Annotated in this window: 20 protein-coding genes; 13 read left to right on the forward strand and 7 right to left on the reverse strand. The window is 72.0% G+C overall.

Going from position 1 to position 20,468, the window contains the following annotated elements:
• Entirely contained in the window at positions 1-495 is a 495-nt protein-coding gene (locus tag OO48_RS08680; RefSeq protein ID WP_051731907.1) for an ATP-binding protein, read from the reverse strand.
• Positions 496-663: 168 nt separating this feature from the next.
• Here OO48_RS08680 and OO48_RS08685 point away from each other — a divergent pair, with 168 nt between their 5' ends.
• Together OO48_RS08685 and OO48_RS08690 are read left to right on the forward strand one after the other, a co-directional pair.
• The gene (locus OO48_RS08685; protein ID WP_033213876.1) at positions 664-1,422 is read left to right on the forward strand and encodes a GntR family transcriptional regulator; all 759 of its coding nucleotides are present in this window, start codon (positions 664-666) and stop codon (positions 1,420-1,422) included.
• Positions 1,423-1,586: 164 nt separating this feature from the next.
• Positions 1,587-3,398, forward strand: coding sequence for an alkyl/aryl-sulfatase (locus OO48_RS08690; protein ID WP_033213880.1), 1,812 nt, complete (start codon positions 1,587-1,589; stop codon positions 3,396-3,398).
• Between the two features lie 350 nt (positions 3,399-3,748).
• Here OO48_RS08690 and OO48_RS08695 read toward each other — a convergent pair whose 3' ends face one another.
• On the reverse strand, positions 3,749-4,531 hold the full coding sequence (locus OO48_RS08695) for an NAD(P)-dependent oxidoreductase (RefSeq protein ID WP_033213882.1): 783 nt from the start codon (positions 4,529-4,531) through the stop codon (positions 3,749-3,751).
• A gap of 64 nt (positions 4,532-4,595) precedes the next feature.
• Between OO48_RS08695 and OO48_RS08700 the strand changes: the two genes are divergently transcribed.
• Positions 4,596-5,486 carry a LysR family transcriptional regulator gene (locus tag OO48_RS08700; RefSeq protein ID WP_033213883.1) on the forward strand — a complete coding sequence of 297 codons (891 nt, stop codon included), beginning with the start codon at positions 4,596-4,598 and terminating at the stop codon, positions 5,484-5,486.
• Positions 5,487-5,523: 37 nt separating this feature from the next.
• Positions 5,524-7,089 (forward strand): sensor histidine kinase, encoded by a 1,566-nt coding sequence (locus OO48_RS34970; RefSeq protein ID WP_157845405.1) that lies wholly within the window; start codon positions 5,524-5,526, stop codon positions 7,087-7,089.
• On the opposite strand, the gene OO48_RS08710 is transcribed toward OO48_RS34970, so the two are convergent.
• Positions 7,032-8,432 carry a DUF2079 domain-containing protein gene (locus OO48_RS08710; RefSeq protein WP_051731909.1) on the reverse strand — a complete coding sequence of 467 codons (1,401 nt, stop codon included), beginning with the start codon at positions 8,430-8,432 and terminating at the stop codon, positions 7,032-7,034. The two genes, OO48_RS34970 and OO48_RS08710, sit on opposite strands and share 58 nt — an antisense overlap.
• Before the next feature lie 102 nt (positions 8,433-8,534).
• On the opposite strand from OO48_RS08710, the gene OO48_RS08715 reads away from it, so the two are divergent.
• Together OO48_RS08715 and OO48_RS08720 are read left to right on the forward strand one after the other, a co-directional pair.
• The gene (locus OO48_RS08715) at positions 8,535-9,203 is read left to right on the forward strand and encodes a response regulator transcription factor (RefSeq protein WP_033213884.1); all 669 of its coding nucleotides are present in this window, start codon (positions 8,535-8,537) and stop codon (positions 9,201-9,203) included.
• Positions 9,204-9,410: 207 nt separating this feature from the next.
• Positions 9,411-11,501 (forward strand): ATP-dependent nuclease, encoded by a 2,091-nt coding sequence (locus tag OO48_RS08720; RefSeq protein WP_157845406.1) that lies wholly within the window; start codon positions 9,411-9,413, stop codon positions 11,499-11,501.
• Positions 11,502-11,521: 20 nt separating this feature from the next.
• On the opposite strand, the gene OO48_RS41145 is transcribed toward OO48_RS08720, so the two are convergent.
• Entirely contained in the window at positions 11,522-11,842 is a 321-nt protein-coding gene (locus OO48_RS41145; protein WP_425338520.1) for a DUF4262 domain-containing protein, read from the reverse strand.
• 401 nt (positions 11,843-12,243) lie between these two features.
• A complete protein-coding gene (locus tag OO48_RS08725; RefSeq protein WP_014136448.1) occupies positions 12,244-12,732 on the reverse strand; it encodes a hypothetical protein in 489 nt (162 codons plus the stop codon).
• A gap of 366 nt (positions 12,733-13,098) precedes the next feature.
• Here OO48_RS08725 and hemL point away from each other — a divergent pair, with 366 nt between their 5' ends.
• From hemL to OO48_RS08760, 7 genes are all read left to right on the forward strand, one after another.
• Entirely contained in the window at positions 13,099-14,451 is a 1,353-nt protein-coding gene (hemL, locus tag OO48_RS08730; protein WP_033213888.1) for a glutamate-1-semialdehyde 2,1-aminomutase, read from the forward strand.
• A complete protein-coding gene (locus tag OO48_RS08735) occupies positions 14,448-15,137 on the forward strand; it encodes a histidine phosphatase family protein (protein ID WP_033213889.1) in 690 nt (229 codons plus the stop codon). The genes hemL and OO48_RS08735 overlap by 4 nt, the downstream gene beginning before the upstream one ends.
• 151 nt (positions 15,138-15,288) lie before the next feature.
• Positions 15,289-15,888 (forward strand): TlpA family protein disulfide reductase, encoded by a 600-nt coding sequence (locus tag OO48_RS08740; protein ID WP_033213890.1) that lies wholly within the window; start codon positions 15,289-15,291, stop codon positions 15,886-15,888.
• Positions 15,885-16,664 carry a cytochrome c biogenesis CcdA family protein gene (locus OO48_RS08745; protein WP_033213891.1) on the forward strand — a complete coding sequence of 260 codons (780 nt, stop codon included), beginning with the start codon at positions 15,885-15,887 and terminating at the stop codon, positions 16,662-16,664. Before OO48_RS08740 ends, OO48_RS08745 begins: the two co-directional genes overlap by 4 nt.
• Positions 16,665-16,666: 2 nt before the next feature.
• Positions 16,667-18,403, forward strand: a complete 1,737-nt coding sequence (gene resB, locus OO48_RS08750; RefSeq protein WP_033213892.1) for a cytochrome c biogenesis protein ResB — start codon at positions 16,667-16,669, stop codon at positions 18,401-18,403.
• A 3-nt stretch (positions 18,404-18,406) separates the two neighbouring features.
• A complete protein-coding gene (gene ccsB / locus OO48_RS08755; protein WP_033213893.1) occupies positions 18,407-19,528 on the forward strand; it encodes a c-type cytochrome biogenesis protein CcsB in 1,122 nt (373 codons plus the stop codon).
• 54 nt (positions 19,529-19,582) lie between these two features.
• Positions 19,583-19,987 (forward strand): hypothetical protein, encoded by a 405-nt coding sequence (locus tag OO48_RS08760; protein WP_033213895.1) that lies wholly within the window; start codon positions 19,583-19,585, stop codon positions 19,985-19,987.
• Positions 19,988-20,052: 65 nt separating this feature from the next.
• On the opposite strand, the gene OO48_RS08765 is transcribed toward OO48_RS08760, so the two are convergent.
• Both OO48_RS08765 and OO48_RS37270 read right to left on the reverse strand, forming a co-directional pair.
• Positions 20,053-20,253 (reverse strand): acyl-CoA carboxylase epsilon subunit, encoded by a 201-nt coding sequence (locus tag OO48_RS08765; RefSeq protein ID WP_033213896.1) that lies wholly within the window; start codon positions 20,251-20,253, stop codon positions 20,053-20,055.
• A gap of 56 nt (positions 20,254-20,309) precedes the next feature.
• Positions 20,310-20,468: carboxyl transferase domain-containing protein (locus OO48_RS37270; RefSeq protein ID WP_280842394.1), on the reverse strand; the 159-nt coding region annotated here is incomplete at its 5' end.

The following is a 20,468-nucleotide window of genomic DNA, read 5'->3' on the forward strand; positions in this document are numbered from 1 at the left end:
CTACTGGCAGGTCATCGCCCACGGGGCGACCCCGCCGTGCGGGGCCCTGCGCGGCGGGGGGCCGTCGGCGGCGGCGTCGCCGGCCGGGCGGGCGGCGGCACCGGGGAGGGCGATCTCGGCCCAGACCCACTTGCCGCCGCGCTTGCGCACCACGCCGTGGGCGAGGGCGAGCCCGGCGATCAGGAGCAGGCCGCGGCCGGACTCCTCGTCCTCGGCGGGGCGCCCGGGGACGGGGAGGGCGGGGGAGGAGTCGTAGACCTCGATGACGGCGCGGTGGTGCACCGGGTCGGCGTGCACGCCGACGGTGACGGCGTCCCCGGTGGCGTGGCGGACGGCGTTGCCGAGGAGTTCGGAGGTGACCAGGTCGAGGGCGAAGCGGGTGTCCTCGTCCAGCGGGGTGTTCCAGGAGGTGAGGAGGTCGCGGACCCGGCGGCGTCCGGCGGCGACGGTGGCGGGCTCGCGGGGCAGTGAGAACCATCGACGGTGGACGGACATGGCGGGCTCCTCACGCGGTTCCGCCCGGGGGCGGAGAATCGGCAGCCGATATGAGGGTATGTCAGATCCCAACATCTCTAGACAAGCTGAAATCTCTAGAGATGTCAATGCGTCAGGGGCCGTCCCTGCGTAGGATGTCTAGAGAAGAGGGGAAGGATGTCCGCCGCCATGACCAGTGATCCACGCGCCACGCAGCCCAAGTACCAGCGGATCGCCGACGACCTCAAGCGCGAGATCGACGCCGGGCGCTACCGCCCCGGCGACCGGCTCCCCGGCGAGAACGACCTGATGGCGACGTACGGCGTGGCCAGGATGACGGCCCGGCAGGCTCTCGGGGTGCTGAAGGACGAGGGGACGGCGGAGGCCCGCCGGGGAGTGGGCGTGTTCGTCCGGGAGTTCCGGCCGATAAGGCGCCGGGGCATCCAGCGGCTCTCCGGCCGGTCGTGGGGCGGCGGGGCCTCGGTCTGGTCGGCGGACATAGCCTCCCGCGAACTGACGGTGGACCAGCTGAGCGTCGCCGAGCGGGAGGCGCCCGAGCGGATCGCCGCCGTGCTGGGACTCAAGGGCGGCGAGCCGGCCTGCGTGCGCAGCCGCCGCTTCGTGCTGGACGGCAAACCGGTGCTGCTCTCCGACTCGTACCTGCCGGCCGCGCTGGTGGCGGGCAGCCGGATCACCGACCAGGACACCGGCCCCGGCGGCACGTACGCCAGGCTCGCCGAACTGGGCCACAAGCCGGTGCACTTCCAGGAGCAGATCCGCTCCCGGATGCCCACCGGGGACGAGGCGGAGCGGCTGGCGCTGGCGCCCGGCACCCCGGTGTTCCTGGTGCACCGGACCGCGTTCGCCGAGGACGGGCAGGTGGTGGAGGTCAACGAGATGGTGCTCGACTCGGCCTCGTACATCCTGGAGTACGACTTCGACGCCTGAGCCCGGCGCCCGGACTTTTCCACAGACCTGTGGAAAACCGCCGCGCCCCCGTTCACCGGTTCGGAGCAGCAGCCCGGGCCGGGGCGGTGCGCGACGGCGGAGGGTGGGGGAAGGGTCCGCCCGCGAGCGGCGCGGGCGCGGCCCGCGACCCGGGAGGCGCCACGGTGACCCACCACGACCAGTTGGACCACTCCGACCGCACCGACTTCGAGGACGCCGACCGCGGGTTGATCGCCCCGCCCGCCACCGACACCGTCGCGGGCCCGGACGGCCGGGTCGCGTGGAACTTCCGGGCCACCGACTTCCTGGCCGGCGAGTGCCCGGACACCGTGCACCCCAGCCTCTGGCGGCAGTCCCAACTGACCGCCCGCGCCGGGCTGTTCGAGGTCACCGAGGGTGTCTACCAGATCCGCGGCTTCGACCTCTCCAACATGACGCTGATCGAGGGCGAGCGCGGGGTCGTGGTGGTCGACCCGCTGGTGTCCGCCGAGTGCTCGGCGGCCGGCCTGGCGCTGTACCGGGAGCACCGCGGCGAGCGCCCGGTCACCGCCGTGCTGTTCACCCACTCGCACATCGACCACTTCGGCGGCGTGTTCGGAGTCGTCGAACCGGGCACGGACGTCCCGATCGTCGCCCCCGCCGGGTTCATGGAGCACTCGGTCTCCGAGAACGTCTACGCCGGCACCGCGATGCTGCGGCGCGGCGGCTACTACTCGGGCATGGCGCTGACCGCCGGGCCGACCGGGAAGGTCGGCATGGGCCTGGGCTTCGCCGCCTCGGAGGGCACCGCCGCGCTGGTCCCGGCGACCGTCGAGGTCACCCGCACCGGCCAGGAGGAGCGCCTCGACGGGGTGCTGTTCCGGTTCCAGCTGACGCCCGGCACCGAGGCCCCGTCCGAGCTGAACTTCTTCCTGCCCGAGCGCCGGGCCCTGTGCATGGCCGAGAACGCCACCCACAACCTGCACAACATCCTGACCCTGCGCGGCGCGGTGGTCCGCGACGCCCGGATCTGGTCGCACTACCTCACCGAGGCGATCGAGCTGTTCGCCGCCGACTCCGACGTGGTGTTCGCCTCGCACCACTGGCCGACCTGGGGCACCGAGCGGCTGACCCGCTTCCTGTCCGAGCAGCGCGACCTCTACGGCTACCTGCACGACCAGACCCTGCGGCTGCTCAACCAGGGCCTGACCGGCGCGGAGATCGCCGAGCAGCTGGAACTCCCGCCCGCGCTGGCCTCCGCCTGGCACGCCCGCGGCTACTACGGCTCGGTCAGCCACAACGTGAAGGCCGTCTACCAGCGCTACATGGGCTGGTACGACGGCAACCCGGCCTCGCTCTGGGAGCACCCGCCGACCGCGAGCGCCACCCGCTACGTCGACTGCCTCGGCGGCCTGGACGCCACCCTCGCCAAGGCCCGCGAGTACGCCGACGCCGGAGACCTGCGGTTCGCCGCCCAGCTGCTCAAGCACGCGGTGTACGCCGCGCCCGACCGCGCCGACGCCAAGGAGCAGCTGGCGCAGGTCTTCGAGCGGCTCGGCTACGGCGCGGAGTGCGCGACCTGGCGCAACTGCTACCTGGTCGGCGCCCACGAGCTGCGGCACGGCGTCCGGCCCACCCCGATCTCGGCGGGCAGCATGGCGGGGGCGCTCTCCGTCGACGAGGTCTTCGACTCGCTGGCGATCCGGGTCAACGGGCCCAAGGCGTGGGACGAACGGCTCAGCACCGTCTGGAAGTTCACCGATCTCGGCACCACCCACCGGGTCACCCTGCGCAACGGCGTACTGGTCCACGCCGAGGTCACCGGCGAGGCGGGGAAGGCCGACCTCACCGTCACCCTCACCAAGCCGCAGCTGTTCGGCCTGCTGGCCGGCCGGGGCGCCGACGGGCTCGGCCTGGACGGCGACGCCGCCGTGCTGGGCCGGCTGTTCGCGGTGCTCGACGAACCCGACCCCTCCTTCGCGGTGGTCACCCCCTGACCGCCGCTCCGGCACGGACGGCCGGCCCGGGCGCGCCCACGCGTCCGGGCCGGCCGGCGCGTCCGGGGCGAAGCAGGTCACCGCGGAGCTCCCGGTCTCCGGCGGGAAGCCGGACCGGTCGAGCTGCGGCGAGCGGGTGCCGCCCCCGTGCGCCTGCCCCCGCCGAGCCGGCCGACGCCGGCGGCATCGGTGCCGTCGGCGGCCTGGCGGGCGTGGTCACCGGCGGGTTCCCCCTCGCGAGGCCGGTCGGTGCCTGGCGGTCCCGGCGGCAGGTCCCCGGATCGCCGGACGCCGTCGCGGGGCGGGACGGTTGACGCCGCGACCGCGCCCGGAGGGCGGCCGGGCACGCCTCAGCCGTTCGCCACCGCCGCGAGGTCGAGCTCGGCGCGGGCCGGGTCGGCGCGGAGGGCGGCCAGGGCGGCGGCGAAGACCGGGCCGCCGCCGGCGAGGGCGAGGTCCTTGGCGGCGAGGCGGATCGGGAAGTCCGCGGTGGTGCTGTCGACGCGCGCCATCACGCCGGCCAGCGGGCCGGCGGCCAGTGCGCCGCGGGCCCGGGCGGCGGGGACGCCCAGGCGCTCGGCGACGGCCAGCGCCTCGCCGACCGCGGTCACCGAGGTGACCACCGCGCCCATCACGACCAGCTTGAGGGCCGCGCCCGCGCCGGGCCCGCCGCAGCGCACCACCCGGCCGAGGCGCTCCAGGACCGGCTGCGCGCGGTCCAGCGCGGCGTCCTCGCCGCCCGCGTACACGACCAGCGAACCGGCCGTCGCCGCGTCCACGCTGCCGAGCACGGGCGCGTCCACCAGGGACACGCCGTCCGGGAGCAGGCGGCGCTGCTCGGCCACCGCGTCGGGGCCGATCGAGGACATCTCGATCCAGAGCGCGCCCGGGGCGAGCGCCGGGCGGAACCCGCCGGCGACCTCGGCGACCGCCGCCGGGTCGGCGAGCATCGTCACCACCACGCCCGCACCGCGCACCGCCTCCTCCGGCGAGGCCGCCTCGGCGAGGCCCCCGGCCCGGCCCGGCGTCCGGTTCCAGACCGTCAACTCCCTTGCCGCACCGCTCAGCCGACGGGCCATCGGGAGCCCCATCCGGCCCAGTCCCAGCACTGCCACGCGCTCCGTGATCTCCATGCGGCCACGCTAGGCGCGCCCGAGGCAGGCGACAAACGAATGTCCGGCATGGTAGCCATGCGTGATGGACATGGTTTGGCTGGAGGTCTTCCGCACCGCGGCCCGACTCGGCTCGTTCACCGCGGCGGGGGAGCGGCTGGGCTGGACGCAGTCCGCCGTATCGCGTCAGATCGCCTCGCTGGAAGCCGAGTTGGGCGCTCCGCTGTTCGACCGGCTGCCCCGCGGCGTGCGCCTCACCGAGCACGGGCGGACGCTGCTGCCGCACGCCGAAGCGATGCTGGACCGGCTCGACGGCACCCGGCGCGACCTCGCCTCGCTCACCGGCCTGAGCGCCGGACGGCTGCGCTTCGGCGCCTTCGACAGCGCCAACGCCGCACTCGTCCCGGCCGCGCTGGCCGCCTTCCTGGCCGCCCACCCGGCGATCGCGCCGACCCTCACCGAGGGCCTCTCGGGCGAGCTGCTCGGCCTGCTCGCGGACGGCTCGATCGACCTCGCCGTGGTCGCCGCCTACCCCGAACACCCCTACGACACCGAGCTGTTCGAGCTGCACCGGCTGGTCGACGACCCCGTCCTGGTGGCCGTCCCGCGCGCCCACCGGCTGGCCCGGCGCCGCCGCCTGCGGCTGGCCGAACTCGCCGAGGAACCCTGGATCGCCGCCAGCCGCCGCCCCGAGGCCACCCTGCTCGCGGCCTGCGTCCGCAGCGGGTTCCAGCCCCGGGTCGAGTACGAGGTGGCCGGCTGGACGGCCAAACTCGGCCTGGTCGCCGCCGGGCTGGGCATCACGCTGATCCCCTCGCTGGCCGCCCGCGCGGCCCGGCCCGACCTCGCGCTCGTCCCGCTGCACCCGGAGGACACCCCCGTACGCCACGTCCACACCGCCACCCGCCGGGGCCACCTCCCCGTCCCGGCCGTCGCCGCCTTCCTGCCCTTCCTGCGTGCCGCCGCCGGGAGTTGACGCCGCATCGAAGGCGGACGCCCCCTATCCTGGCGCGGTGCGCTTGCGGGGGAGGGTCTCGGTACGGGTGCGGGCGGCGCTCGGCGCGGCGGCGTCGTCGGTAATCGCCCTGTCGCTGGCCACCGTCTGGGTCGGCGACGCGGCGTACCGGCAGTGGATGCCGAACGCGGAGGCGAAGGCGCTGCGCGAGGCCACCTTGCTGGACGACGCGGTCAGGCCGCGGGAGGACCGCCCCGCCGGACCGAAGTACCCCGGCGCCCCGCCCTGGAACGACTGGATCGGCCGACTGATCGAGGGCGGCTACCAGCAGTCGGCGTACGCCCTCGTGCTGGAGGACGGCAGCTGGGCGGTCCACGACCGGATCGGCGAGTCGGAGGTCGGCTTCCTCCCGCCGCTGGCCGTCCACGTGCACGGCTACGCCGAGGTGGTGCGCATCCACCTGCCCCCCGACGTCGGCTACGACATCAGCACGCCCGTCGGCCCCAACCCCACCGACCGCACCGCCACCTTCCTGCGCCGCACCGAGCCGCAGCGCGGCCAGGACCTGAACGCGCTCACCGGCCGGACCGATCTGGCCGACCAGTGGGTCACCACCTACATCATCGTCAACCCGATCGAGGCGAAGGCCGCCCGGGCCAGGGTCCGCCAGATCCTCGGCTGGTACGTGGTGCCCGCCGGGTCGCTGTTCGTGGCGCTGGTGGCCTGGGCGGTCACCGGGCTGGCGCTGCGGCCGGTGGAGGCGATCCGCCGCCGGATGGCCCGGATCGGGGCGGGCGCCTTCCACGAGCGGGTGCCCGTGCCGGCGACCCGGGACGAGATCGCCGAGCTGGCGGTGACCACCAACCGCACCCTCGACCGGCTGGAGCGCTCGCTGGTCGAGCAGCGCCGCCTGGTCACCGACGCCGCCCACGAACTGCGCACCCCCGTCGCCGTGCTGCGCAGCACCCTGGAGGTGGCGCTGGCGCACCCCGACCGGGCCGACTGGCGGGCCGTGGTGGAACGCACCCTGGCCGACACCGCCCGGCTGCACCGGCTCACCGACGACCTGCTGCTGCTCTCCCGCGGCGAGGAACGGCCCGGCCAGGCGGGCGCCGTCGAGTGGGACGGCCTGCTGTCGGAGCAGCTCGCCGAACGGGCCTTCGGCGGGGAGCGGCGCATCCGGGTGGCCGAACTGCGACCCGCCACCGTCCCGGGCACCGAGCAGCTGCTCGGACGGGTGGTCGACAACCTGTTGGACAACGCCTGTCGGCACGCCGGGGCGCAGGTCACGGTCTCGCTGCGGACGGCCGGGGGGCAGGCGGTGCTGACGGTCGCCGACGACGGTCCGGGCATCCCCGCCGCCGACCGGGAGCGGGTCTTCGAACGGTTCGTCCGGCTGGACGAGGCCAGGTCCAGGACGGACGGCGGTACAGGGCTGGGCCTGTCGCTGGTGCGGGGCATCGCCGAAGGGCTGGGCGGGTCGGCCCAGGCGGTGGAGCCGTCCGCCGGCACCGGGGCGGAACTGGTCGTCCGGCTGCCGCTCGTCGCCTCGGAACCGGACCCCGGTCAGCCGGACGACCACCGGTACACCGTGACCCCGCCCCCGGCGGCCACCTCCCGGTAGCCCTGGCCGGCCAGGTCGGCGCGGGCCCGGCGCATCTCGGCCTCGGGGAGCGGGAAGTCGCCCGGCCGGTCCAGGACCGCTACCCATTCCGCGGTCGGGCGGTCCCAGGGCGCGACCCGGTCGGGGCGGGTGAGGTAGGGGAACAGCGAGACGGTGCAGCGCCCGGTCAGCTGGGGCGCCAGCCGGTTGGCGGCGGCGACCCGGGCGCCGTCCGGGACGACCGCCAGCGCGGCCCGGGCGTCCGCCGGCCGCGGGGGAGCGGTGCCGGCCGGGGCCGCGGGGAGCAGCAGCACGGCCAGTGCCGGCACCAGCGCCGCCACCGGCCGGGACAGCGTCCCGGAGACCACCTCGGACGCCCGCCCGGACAGCACCCCGGAGACCGGCCCGGACAGCGCCCGGCGGCGCACCCACCCCAGGCCGTCGACCAGCGCCAGGAAGAGGATCGGCATCAGCGGGGCGTTGTAGTGCTGCCCGGTGCCCCAGTAGGCGGGCGTCTCGGACCAGAAGCGGGCCGCCAGCGGGGGCACCGCCAGCAGGACCAGCGGGGAGCGCAGCGCCAGGAACGCGGTGGGCAGCAGCAGCGCCAGCACCGTCCGCCACTTCCCGCCCGGCAGCAGCAGCCGGGCCAGCGGGTCGCCGCCCCGCCAACTCCCGCTCGCCGCATAGGTGTACACGCCGCCCGGGTTGTGCGCGGGGATGACCAGGAAGACGGCCAGCGCCGTCACGCCCACCGCGGCGAGCACCGTCGCCGCACCCAGCGCCCGCCGCCCGCGCGCGCACACGTACGCCCCGACCGCCGCCACCAGCAGGCCCTGGTCCTCCTTGACCAGCAGCAGCGGCAGCGCCCACCCCACCGCGGCCCGCCACCGCCCTCGGGCCAGCGCCTCGACGGCGAAGGCGGTCAGCGGCACCGCGAACGCGACCTCGTGGAAGTCGAACTCCACCGCCGTCCACAGCCCCCAGGACAGCCCGTACCCGCAGCCCACCGCAGCCCCGGGCACCGGGCCGAGGCGGTCCACGGCCAGCCGGGCCACCGGCAGCGCGGACAGCGCGAACAGCGCCGCCTGCGCGAGCAGCAGCGTCCGGGCGTCCGGGAAGAGCCGGTAGAGCGGCGCGAGGGCGGCCAGGACCGGGCTGAAGTGATCGCCGAGCAGGTTGAACCCGGTGCCCTTGAGGGCGGAGACCGGCGCGCCGAGCCCGGCGTAGCCGCGCACCCCCTGCTCGAAGATCCCGAGGTCGAACCCGGAGGTCTCCATCCGCTGCTGGCGCACCAGCGCCACCGTGCCGTACGCGCCGAACAGGGCGGCCGGGAGCAGGACTTGGAACCACCGTCGCAGCCACATGGACGTGAACGTAGGAAGGCCGCGCTGAGGGACTCCTGAACGAAGCTGAAGATCCTCTCAGCCCCGGGCCGCGCCGCCCGGGGCCCCTCTAGGCTGACCGGCATGAGGCTCCTACTGGTCGAGGACGAGGCGCGGTTGGCGGAGTCGCTCGCCGACGGCCTGCGCGCCGACGGCTACGCGGTCGACGTGGCGGGGGACGGTGTGAGCGGCCTGGCGCAGGCGACGGCCGTCCCGTACGCGGCCGTGGTGCTCGACCTGATGCTCCCCGGGCTCAACGGCTACCGGGTCTGCCGGGCCCTGCGGCAAGCCGAGAACCCGGTGCCGGTGCTGGTCCTCACCGCGAAGAGCGGCGAGTGGGACGAGGCCGAGGCGCTGGACTGTGGGGCGGACGACTTCCTCCGCAAGCCCTTCTCGTACGTGGTGCTGGCCGCCCGGCTGCGCGCCCTGATCCGGCGGGGGGCCGTCGGCCGCTCCGCAGTGCTGGCGGTCGGTGATCTGACGGTCGATCCGGCGGCCCGGTGCTGCACCGTCGGCGGGGCCGGACTGCGGCTCACCGCCAAGGAGTTCGGCGTCCTGGAGTGCCTCGCCCGGCGGCCCGGCCAGGCCGTCCCCAAGCCGGAGATCCTCGACTCGGTCTGGGACACCGCCTTCCGCGGCGACCTCAACATCGTCGAGGTCTACGTGGCCGCGCTGCGCCGCAAACTCGCGGCCGCCCGGGCCCGCTGCGTGATCGAGACCGTCCGCGGGGTCGGCTACCGGCTGGTGCCCTGAACCGCCAGGGCCAGACCAGGCAGTACAGCTGGTGGCCGGCCCGCGAAAGGCCGGGCGGGTCCGAGCAACGGTCCTGCAGGGCAGCGGAGTTCTCGAATGTGACTCCCACAAGCAAGGTCGTCTTGGGCGCGGACGAGGCGTCACTCGACCTGGATCCGATCCTCTAGGGTGGGCAGACGGTGGGCGGACTACAGCGAGGAACTGACGTTGCGCATCTCTCAGTTGGGGATTAGGAATTTTCGAGGGATCCGGGAACTGACCCTGCCGATGTCGGCCTTCGGGTGCATCATCGGCGAGAACAACGCTGGGAAGTCCACCGTTTTGCAGGCGTTGGACGTGTTCTTCAACGGGCCGTCACTCAAGCCCACCGATTACTACGATCGCAGGCGCAGCCTGCAGATCGAAGTCACCCTGACCGAGATCGGTGATGCCGACCTGGCTCGCCTCGCCCCGGAGCATCGCCAGCGGATCACAGAGGTCGTCGAGGACGGTCGGCTGATTCTTTCCAGGGTGTACGGCGAGAGCGGCAAGGGGGCGCTTCGCCGGGTGGCCAAGGTCCCGAGGGAAGATCGGTTCCGCCCGGAAGCCGTCGCTGAGGTAGTGGCCAGGAAGACTGGTGCGGAGCTTCGGGAGGCTGCAGTTTTTGTATTCCCAGAGCTGCAGGAGGTGTTGGCATCGAAGACAAGCCAAAAGGCCATCAAGGAGGCAGTGCAAGAGCTGGTTGATGCTTTGCCGGAGGCGGAGCTGGAACTCAGAGATGTCGGGCTTTCGACCGGCATCGACAGCTCAGTGCAAGCGCTGCTTCCAGAAGTGATCTATATTCCGGCGGTTAAGGATCTCAGCGATGATCTCAAGACGAGTGAGGCGGCGTCATTCGGAAAGCTTCTTGGGATCCTGTTCAATCAAACAAAGGGTCAGTTTGATCAGATGGAGGAGGTTTTCAACCAGCTCCACAAGGCATTGAACCTCCAGATCGGGGAAGACGGCTCGATCAAGGATGAGCGGCTCCCCCAAGTGAAGATGATCGAGGGGATGCTGGAAGGCAACCTCCAGCAGGCTTTCCCTCGGGCATCGATCAGTATCGAGTTTCCGCCCCCGGAGCTCCGCAGCGTCCTGTCGAACGCCCGGATCGCGATCGACGACGGAATCCGGAGCGACTTCAAGAGCAAGGGGGACGGGCTGCGCCGCTCTGTCACCTTCTCGATCCTCCGAACCTATGCCGACCTCCGTGCGAGTGAACGGAAGGTGGACCCAAGTGCGAGCCCCCGGCCCTACCTGCTGCTGTTCGAAGAGCCTGAACTGTTCCTCCATCCACAGGCGCAGCGTCAGCTGTTCGAATCTCTCAAGGTATTCGCAGAGGACAATCATGTTCTGGTCAGCACCCACTCCAGCAGTTTCTTCAGTCCTCAGGCGACTGGCACCTTTGTCAAGCTGACTAAGGACTATTCGTCCTCCCCGCCTGAGTCGAAGGCATATCCGATCGATCTCTCGGACCTTGCACTCAAGGACCAGTTCCAGCTGATCCGCCAGGAGAACAACGATGCCGCCTTCTTCTGCAACGAAGTCCTACTGGTGGAAGGGGACAGCGATCATATCCTGGTGCCGCATCTGGCCAAATCTCTCAACGGCAAGTGGGATTTCGAGCAGCGGTCTATTGCGATTGCCCGGCTTGGGGGAAAGGCCAGGGTGGCCCGGTACCGGGAGTTCTTCGAGCGGTTCGGGGTTCGTGTGGCAGTCCTGGTTGACCTGGACGCCATCACCGATGGGTTCGACAAGCTCGGGGCCGGAGCATCGAGCGCCGAAATCCAGCAGAAGTTGGTGAAGAGATTGGGGGACTTGGCTTCAGCGGGAGGGGAGTTGACGCGCAAGCAACTGCAGTCGATGCAGAAGTCGGGTGAGATCAAGCGCCAATGGCAGGCCGTGAAGGCTGCCAGGGAGAGCCACTCCGCGGGGAACGGAACTCTTGACGCGGTCGTGGCTGCGATGGATTCCTTCTTCGAGGGGAACGAGAGCCGGGGGCAGCGACGGGCTGAACTCGAGAATCCAACGGACGAGCAAGTGGGGGAGCTCAAGGCGCAACTCCTCGAACAGCTTCGTACGGAGCGAATCTATGTCCTTGAACGCGGAGACATCGAGAGCTACTACCCGCAGGGCAAGGGGACGGACAAGCCGGCTCAGGCGCAGGGGTTCTGTGAGCAGTACCCGGATGGGGACTCGATCAGGGGACTCTTGAACGGCGGATCGACCACTGACAGTTGTGAGTTCGACGCGATCTTCGCCAGTCTCTTCGAGAGCTGAACCCGGTACCGAAGCTGAGATCAAGTCCGACCATTCGGGCACGGGCCGGACGCGACCAGGCAGTGCGGCCGAGGCTGGCCTGCTTCGATCACGCGTGAGGTCGGTACCGGGCGGGTTCGGTGTTCCCCACGGACCGGTGGACTCCTCCCGGGGCCCCGCAGGAGCGGCTGGGCAGTGCGGCAGGTCCTGTCCACGCCTTCGTCCCAGGGGAAGCGGCCTTGCTTGTCCGGCCAGAACATCTGCGTGACGGGGAGTGGAAGCTGCTGGTAGAAGTCGACGTCGGCGCCGAAGAAGCTGAGTACCAACTGGGGGGACTGGCCGGATCGCCACCGAGAAGCCACCGCCCAGGACGTTGCTGCTGCGCTGATCCGGTTCGAGCGGATGCCCGGCCCGGATCTCGTGGGCGAGGACGTTGACGATCTGTACGCCGGTTCGCGGGGGCGAAGATGCTGATCTCGGGGCTGCGCAGGATGTGCCAGAGTCCGATCGAGTAGGACCAGTCGCCGGGGAGTTCGCCGTCGCCGACTCCGCTGACGTTCCAGCTGTGCTCGCGGATGTCCGCTGAGATGCGACTGTCGCGTGCGTCTCAGGTGGATTCGTCGCCGACGGTATCGCAGAGCAGGCGGCCGCAGTCGGGGGGTCTATGACGGTCGATGGCGGCAATGTTCCTCGGGGCCGTCCGCGCGTGCACCATGCGCTGCGGACCGGCCTCAAGGAGAACCCGGAAGAAGGGAACCGTGGGTCAGGGCCAGACCAGGCAGTACAGCTGGTGGCCGGCCTCGTGCAGGCGGTTGGCGAAGTCCTGCCACTCGTGGAGCATCTGGTAGATGACGAAGGCGTCCCGCGGGCCGCGGCGATCGGGGACGGTGGACCAGATGAAGGCGGCGGCGCCCAGCTCGGTCTCGTCGGCCTTGCGCAGTGGTTCGACCACGGTGTGCGGCAGTTGGACCACCGCGTAGTCGGGGTGCAGGACGACCAGTTCGAGCGGGGGGACGTGGTGCAGCGGTACGCCCTGGATGCCGGTGAGCACCATCGCGCTCATCGTCTCGGGCTTGATCTTGGTGGAGAGGTGGCCGTTGACGGAGCCGCTGGTCTCCATCAGGTCGCCGAGCCTGCCGAGGGCGCCCAGCTCGCCGGCGTCCAGGCCCAGGCCACCGGGGCCGAGAGCGGTGGGAACCCTGGCGGCGGTCGCGCGGTCCGGAGCGCCGAAATACTTGTAGGTGACCCCCACTCTGCCCTCGCCCCTCCTTCCCCTGCCCGTTCCCGTACCCCCGCCGGTCTCGCCGGGCCGGCGGCTGTGCCCTGCGGCCTCGTCGAAACCGTCCTGCCTGTCGGACACTGGACCATCCTCACCGGAACTCGCCGGAATCGACAGACCCTCGCACGTTCGGCGTCCCTCCCGAACATGCCCCTTACCCGTCTGCCGGCGTGCTACACGAGCGCGCGTCACCCGACCTTACCTTCGGTACAGCCAGTGAGGGGAGCAGCACACGGATCATCGTTCCAGATGATCGGGCCCGACATGCAGAACGCCAGGACACGATTTGAGACCATGTGCGGGTAAGGGCGGTTCCCGGCCGCTCCCAGGACCCAACGGATGAGCGAGCAGATGAGCTACCCGTACGAAGCCCCCCAGTCCCAGTCGCTGTTCGACCGCGCCCTGGCCGTCACCCCCGGCGGCGTCAACTCGCCGGTGCGCGCCTTCCGCGCGGTCGGCGGCACGCCCCGCTTCATGGTGTCCGGCACCGGCCCGTACCTGACCGACGCGGACGGCCGCGAGTACGTCGACCTGGTCTGCTCCTGGGGCCCGATGCTGCTCGGCCACGCCCACCCGGCGGTGGTCGAGGCGGTGCAGCGGGCGGTGGCCCTCGGCACCTCGTTCGGGACGCCCGGGCAGGGCGAGGTGGAACTGGCCGAGGAGATCACCTCCCGGATCGCGCCGGTCGAGCAGGTGCGCCTGGTCTCCAGCGGCACCGAGGCGACCATGTCGGCGATCCGGCTGGCCCGCGGCTTCACCGGCCGCGCCAAGGTCGTGAAGTTCGCCGGGTGTTACCACGGTCACGTGGACGCGCTGCTGGCCGCCGCCGGTTCCGGCGTCGCCACCTTCGGCCTGCCGGACACCCCCGGCGTGACCGGCGCCCAGGCCGGCGACACCATCGTGCTGCCGTACAACGACCTGGACGCGGTGCGCGCCGCGTTCGCCGCCCACCCCGGCGAGATCGCCTGCGTGATCACCGAGGCCTCGCCCGGCAACATGGGCGTCGTCCCGCCGCTGCCCGGCTTCAACCGCGGCCTGTCCGAACTCTGCCGGGCCGACGGCGCGCTGTTCATCTCCGACGAGGTGATGACCGGCTTCCGGGTCTCCAAGGCCGGCTGGTACGGGCTGGAGGCCGCGAACGAGGGCTGGGCGCCGGACCTGCTCACCTTCGGCAAGGTGATGGGCGGCGGCTTCCCCGCCGCCGCGTTCGGCGGCCGCGCCGACGTGATGGCGCAGCTGGCCCCGGCCGGCCCGGTCTACCAGGCCGGCACGCTCTCCGGGAACCCGATCGCCACCGCCGCCGGCCTGGCCCAGCTGCGGCACTGCACCGACGAGGCGTACGCCGCCGTGGACGGGGCGGCCGCCGAGGTGTCCGGCCTGGTCACCGCGGCGCTCGCCAAGGAGGGCGTGGCGCACCGGCTGCAGACCGCGGGCAACATGTTCTCGGTCTTCTTCACCGACCAGCGGGTCACCAACTACGACGAGGCGCGCGGCCAGCAGGCCTTCCGCTTCAACCCGTTCTTCCACTCGATGCTGAGCCAGGGCGTCTACCTGCCGCCGTCGGCCTTCGAGTCCTGGTTCGTCTCGGCCGCGCACGACGAGCGCGCGATCGAGCGGATCGCCGCCGCCCTGCCCGCCGCCGCCCGCGCCGCCGCCGAGGCCACCGAGGCCACCGAGGAGACCGCCAAGTGACCGAGAAGAACCAGGACATCACCGTCGTCCACGTGATGCGGCACGGCGAGGTGCACAACCCGGAGGGCGTGCTCTACGGCCGGCTGCCGGATTACCACCTCTCCGACCTGGGCCGGCAGATGGCCGAGCGGGTGGCCGAGCACCTCAAGGACCGGGACGTCACGCACGTGGTGGCCTCGCCGCTGGAGCGCGCCCAGGAGACCGCCGAGCCGATCGCCAAGGTGCACGGCCTCCAGGTGGCGGCCGACCCCCGGCTGATCGAGGCGGAGAACGTCTTCGAGGGCAAGACCTTCGGCGTCGGCGACGGCTCGCTGCGCAACCCCGGGTACTGGAAGTACCTGACCAACCCGTTCAAGCCGTCCTGGGGCGAGCCGTACATCGACCAGGTGGTGCGGATGATGGGCGCCATCGCGGCGGCCCGGGACGCCGCGCGCGGGCACGAGGCGGTGTGCGTCAGCCACCAGCTGCCGATCTGGATCCTGCGCTCCTTCGCGGAGCGCCGCCGGCTGTGGCACGACCCGCGCCGCCGGCAGTGCTCGCTGGCCTCGCTGACCAGCTTCACCTACGAGGGCGACCGGATCGTCTCGATCGGCTACCGCGAGCCGGCCCGGGACCTGCTGCCGGCTCACCTGGTGGGCAAGGGCAAGAAGGGCGACAAGCCGGTGGGCAAGAGCTTCGGGGCGTAGCTCACACCGGGCCCGCGCGGGTAAGCCCGGCGGGCGGCGAAATGCCCGAATTAAGACGATCATAAGCGGGAAACCCGCAGGTCAAGGGGGGTCCGTCCAGCAAGGCCGGACCCCCCTAAAACGGGCCGCGAAGCCATGCGAAACTTTTCACATGTCACGGACGTCCAGCCGCCGCATCCGCCTCACCGCCGCTCTCGGCGCGGCCACCGCCCTGGCCCTCGCCGGGTGCTCCAGCTCCGGCTCCGGTTCCGGCGGCGGCGGGGTCGGCTTCGTCACCGGCAAGGGCGGCATCGCCACCGCCGCCCCCGCCGGCCGGACGGCCGCCCCCGACGTCACCGGCACCTCGCTGGACGGCACCACCCCCCTCAAGCTCTCCGACTACCGCGGCAAGGTGGTCGTCCTCAACATCTGGGGCTCTTGGTGCAGCCCGTGCCGGGCCGAGGCCAAGGGCCTGCAGGAGAGCAGCGAGAAGTACGGCGACCAGGTCCGGTTCCTCGGCATCAACACCCGGGACACCGACCCCGCCAACGCCGTCGCGTTCGAGAAGAACTTCGGGGTGACCTACCCGAGCATCTACGACCCGGACGGCGCCGAGATCCTCAAGTTCCCCAAGGGCAGCCTCAACCCGCAGTCCATCCCGACCACCATCGTGGTCGACAAGGACGGCAGGCTGGCCGCCCGCGCCATGCGCGCGCTGTCCGCCGAGGACCTGCAGAAGATGGTCGACCCGGTGCTGGCGGAGTCGAAGTGAGCGCCCTGCCGGCAGCGTCCGACGTCGGGTACAACGAGACGGTCGGCAGCGGCGCGCTGGTGCTCGCCCTGCCGATCGCGCTGGCCGCCGGGCTGGTCTCGTTCTTCTCGCCGTGCGTGCTGCCGCTGGTGCCCGGCTACCTCAGCTACGTCACCGGCTTCTCCGCCGCCGACCTCTCCGACGCCAGGGGCGCCCGGCGCGGCCGGATGCTGGCCGGCTCGCTGCTGTTCGTGCTCGGCTTCGCCGCGGTGTTCGTCTCCGGCGGCGCGCTGTTCGGTTCCTTCGGCCAGACCCTGCAGGACCACCGGCGGATCATCGCGATCGTCATGGGCTCGATCACCGTGCTGATGGGCCTGGCCTTCATGGGCCTGCTCCCCGGCTTCACCATGCGCGAACTGCGCTCGCACCGCCGCCCCGCGATCGGCCTGGCCGGTGCCCCGCTGCTCGGCCTGGTGTTCGGCATCGGCTGGACGCCGTGCATCGGCCCGACCCTGGCCGCGATCCAGGGCCTGGCCTTCAGCCAGGCCAGCGCCGGGCGTGGCGCGCTGCTGATGGCCGTCTACTGCCTCGGCCTCGGCGTACCGTTCGTCCTGGCCGCCCTGGCGTTCCGCAAGGCGCTGGGCGCCTTCGGCTGGGTCAAGCGGCACTACCAGTGGGTGATGCGGATCGGCGGCGGCATGCTCGTCGCCGTCGGTCTGGCCCTGGTGACCGGGGCGTGGGACTCGCTGGTCAACCAGCTCCAGTACCTCACCCAGAACTTCTCGATCGGAATCTGACCGTGAGCGACACGAAGACCAGCCTCCAGCCGGCCGACGCCGCGGACGACCCCGACGTCGAACGGCTCAGCACCGCCCCCGAGGAGAACGACACCGCCCCGGTCGGGATAGGCGTCCTCGGCTGGCTGCGCTGGTTCTGGCGCCAGCTCACCTCGATGCGGGTCGCCCTGCTGCTGCTCTTCCTGCTGTCGCTGGCGGCCATCCCCGGCTCGCTGGTGCCGCAGAGCACCAACCCGGTCAAGGTCGCGGACTGGAAGAACGCCCACCGGGGCATCACCCCGCTCTACGAGAAGCTCCAGCTCTTCGACGTGTACAGCTCGGTGTGGTTCTCCGCGATCTACATCCTGCTGTTCGTCTCGCTGGCCGGCTGCATCCTGCCCCGCACCTGGCAGTTCGTCGGCGTGCTGCGCGCCCAGCCCCCGGCCGCCCCGCGCAACCTGACCCGGATGCCGGTCTACGCCGCCTGGCACACCGGCGCCGCCCCCGAGCAGGTCGACGCGGCCGCCCGCCGGCTGCTGGGGAAGCGCCGCTTCCGGGTCGCCGCCGGCACCGGCCCGGTGGCCGCCGAGAAGGGCTACCTGCGCGAGGTCGGCAACCTGCTGTTCCACTTCGCGCTGTTCGCCCTGCTGACCGGCTTCGCCTGGGCCAGCCTGGACAGCGGCAGTGGCACCAAGATCGTGCTGGAGGGCCAGGGCTACTCCAACACCACCACCCAGCTGGACGACTTCACCGGCTCCCGGTTCTACGGCATCGACGACCTGGACGCCTTCGGCTTCAAACTGGACGGCTTCACCGCCGAGTTCCAGACCTCGGGCCCGGCGGCCGGCACCGCCAAGGAGTTCGTCGCCAACGTCCGCTACTGGGAGGGCGCCGACTCCGGCAAGCAGAAGAACGCCAAGATCGAGGTCAACCACCCGCTGGAGGTGGGCGGTTCCAAGGTCTTCCTGACCGCGCACGGCTTCGCCCCGGTGGTGACCGTCCGCAACGCCAAGGACGAGGTCGTCTACCGCGGCCCGACGGTGTTCCTGCCCCGGGACTCCAACGTCACCTCGCCCGGCGTGATCAAGGTCAACGACTACGGCACCGGCCCCGACGGCGAGAAGACCCAGCTGGCCTTCCAGGGCTTCTTCCTGCCCACCGCCGCCTCCGACTTCACCCACACCGGCCCGATCTCGGTCTTCCCCGCCGCCGCCGACCCGAGGCTGGTGCTCAGCGCCTACGTCGGAGACCTGCGCACCGACAGCGGCCTGCCGCAGAACGTGTACGAGCTCGACAACAAGGCGATGACCCAGCTGCAGGTCGACGGGAAGCCCGCCGCGGTCAACCTCAAGGTCGGCGAGGGCTGGGACCTGCCCGACGGCTACGGCAGCGTCACCTTCGACGGCTACCAGCAGTGGGCCAACTTCACCGTCTCGCACCGCCCCGGCAACTCCGTCGCGCTGCTCGGCGCGGTCGCCGCGATCCTCGGCCTGATCGGCTCGCTGTTCATCCAGCGCCGCCGGATCTGGGTCCGCGCGGTGACCGCCCCCGACGGCCGCACCCTGGTCGAGGTGGCCGGGCTGGGCCGCAGCGAGTCCGCCCGCACCGCCGAGGAACTGGCCGAGATCGCCGTCGAGCTGCAGGACGACGCCCCGGCCGCCGACGAACCCCCGGGGCCCGACGGCCCCGCAGACGACGTACCCGCCGCAGCCGACTCCCCGGCCGCTGCCGTCCCCACCGCCCCGGAAACCAAGGAGTAGACGGTGCTGCTCGCGCAGGTCGACACCCAGTTGGCCAACATCTCCAACTACCTCATCTACTCGGCGATGACCGTCTACACCCTGGCCATGTTCGCCCAGATCTTCGAGTGGACGTTCGGCGCCAAGGGCGGCGTCGCCGTCCGCTCCGCGCGGCAGAGCAGCCTGGCCGAGACCGTCACCGAGTCCGCGGAGGCGGCCAAGGGCGTCCGCAAGGTCACCGTCACCGTCGCCGCCCAGGGCGGCGGCACCACCACGCTCACCCGCACCGCGCTCGCCGACGCCGGGGCCACCACCGTCACCAGCGGCCGCGGCGACGGGGGCCCGGCCGACGGCGTCGGCCCGGCCGGCACCAACGAGAAGGCCGACCTGGTCGGCCGGATGGCGGTCTCGCTGACCGTCCTCGGCATGCTGCTGCACGCCGCCAGCGTGATCGCCCGCGGCCTGTCCGTGATGCGCTGGCCGTGGGGCAACATGTACGAGTTCTCGTGCGCCTTCGCCCTGATGATGGTCGCCGCCTACGTCATCCTGCTCGCCACCAAGAAGAACGTCCGCTGGCTCGGCCTGCCGGTGACCGTGGTCGCGCTGCTGATCCTCGGCATCGCCGTCGCGGTCCTCTACACCGACTCCGAGCAGCTCGTCCCCGCCCTGCACTCCTACTGGCTCGGCATCCACGTCTCCACCGCGACCATCTGCGGCGGCGCGTTCTTCGCGGCGTTCGTCACCACCCTCGCCTACCTGCTCAAGGACCGCTACGAGCACCGCCTCGCGGCCGGCCTCACCGTCCGCGCGGCCAACCTGATGGAGCGCCTGCCCGCCTCCGGGACCCTGGACAAGCTCTCCTACCGGATCAACGCGGTGATCTTCCCGCTCTGGACGTTCACCATCATCGCGGGCGCGATCTGGGCCGAAGCCGCCTGGGGCAAGTACTGGGAGTGGGACCCGAAGGAGACCTGGTCCTTCATCACCTGGGTCGCCTACGCCGCCTACCTGCACGCCCGGGCCACCGCCGGCTGGCGCGGACGCAAGGCCGCCTACCTGGCCCTGCTCGCCTTCGCCTGCTGGCTGTTCAACTTCTACGGCGTCAACATCTTCATCACCGGCAAGCACTCCTACGCCGGCGTCTGACGCCCCGCCACCCCTACCACCCACGCTCCACGAAGCCGCGAGGAGGGCCGCACCATGGAGTGCGACGAGGTCATCATGACCGTCCGAATCACCGCAGCGGAACGCACGCTGCTGCGACGGCTCGCCCAGGGCCACCACAGCGACGTCTCCGAAGTCGTCGCCGACGGGCTGCTGGACGTCCTGCCCACCCTGCACTGCCCGGCGGACGCCCACCGGCTGCTCGCCGCCATCACCACGCCCGCGCCCTGCGCGCTCACCGTCTGGCTCCCCACCGAGTTGGCCGACCTGCTCACCATCGCCACGGCGCGGATCGCCCAGTCCACCGGCGTCCGCCTCGGCTCCTCCTGCATCATGCTCGGAGCCGCGGTGCGCCTATGGCTGGCCCAGGACCCGCAGCGCCTGGCCGCCAACCTCACCACCATGCACGCCGGCCGCCCGGCCGCCCTGGCGGCCGCGTAGCCGCCCCGCGGGGGAACGCGGAGGGGCCCGGAGCGAGGGATTCGCTCCGGGCCCCTCCGCGTCGCTCAGGCGGCCTGCTGCCAGCTGACGGGGGAGAAGTAGGCCGGGCGGCGCTCGAGGCGCGACCAGGTGGCGACCGGCTCGACCGCCGGGGCGGCGACGGTGGCGGCGGCCACCGCGGCCCTGGCGGCCAGGACCGCGGTCAGCGCGGCCAGTTCCTCGGCGGTCAGCGAGCCGCGGACGACGCGGACGAGAGGTTCGTTCATGGTTCCGTTCTCCCCCAAGCTTGAGTCTGAAAGGTTTCGGCGAGCTCGACCGCTGGTTACATCGGCGGGTTGCCGTGCTTGCGGCTGGGCAGGTCGGCGTGCTTGGTGCGGAGCATGGCGAGCGAGGAGGCGAGGACGGCGCGGGTCTCGGCGGGGTCGATGACGTCGTCCACGAGGCCGCGTTCGGCCGCGTAGTACGGGTGCATCAGCTCGCT

It is taken from the genome of Kitasatospora phosalacinea (genome assembly GCF_000716545.1).
Taxonomy (GTDB): Bacteria; Actinomycetota; Actinomycetes; order Streptomycetales; family Streptomycetaceae; genus Kitasatospora; species Kitasatospora phosalacinea.

Excerpts from the sequence above, each read along its gene's own strand:
- OO48_RS08680 (WP_051731907.1), bottom strand. The coding sequence starts at position 495 with ATGTCCGTCCACCGTCGATGGTTCTCACTGCCCCGCGAGCCCGCCACC.
- OO48_RS08685 (WP_033213876.1), top strand. The coding sequence starts at position 664 with ATGACCAGTGATCCACGCGCCACGCAGCCCAAGTACCAGCGGATCGCC.
- OO48_RS08695 (WP_033213882.1), bottom strand. The coding sequence starts at position 4,531 with ATGGAGATCACGGAGCGCGTGGCAGTGCTGGGACTGGGCCGGATGGGG.
- OO48_RS08700 (WP_033213883.1), top strand. The coding sequence starts at position 4,596 with ATGGACATGGTTTGGCTGGAGGTCTTCCGCACCGCGGCCCGACTCGGC.
- OO48_RS08710 (WP_051731909.1), bottom strand. The coding sequence starts at position 8,432 with ATGTGGCTGCGACGGTGGTTCCAAGTCCTGCTCCCGGCCGCCCTGTTC.
- OO48_RS08715 (WP_033213884.1), top strand. The coding sequence starts at position 8,535 with ATGAGGCTCCTACTGGTCGAGGACGAGGCGCGGTTGGCGGAGTCGCTC.
- hemL (WP_033213888.1), top strand. The coding sequence starts at position 13,099 with ATGAGCGAGCAGATGAGCTACCCGTACGAAGCCCCCCAGTCCCAGTCG.
- OO48_RS08740 (WP_033213890.1), top strand. The coding sequence starts at position 15,289 with ATGTCACGGACGTCCAGCCGCCGCATCCGCCTCACCGCCGCTCTCGGC.
- OO48_RS08760 (WP_033213895.1), top strand. The coding sequence starts at position 19,583 with ATGGAGTGCGACGAGGTCATCATGACCGTCCGAATCACCGCAGCGGAA.
- OO48_RS08765 (WP_033213896.1), bottom strand. The coding sequence starts at position 20,253 with ATGAACGAACCTCTCGTCCGCGTCGTCCGCGGCTCGCTGACCGCCGAG.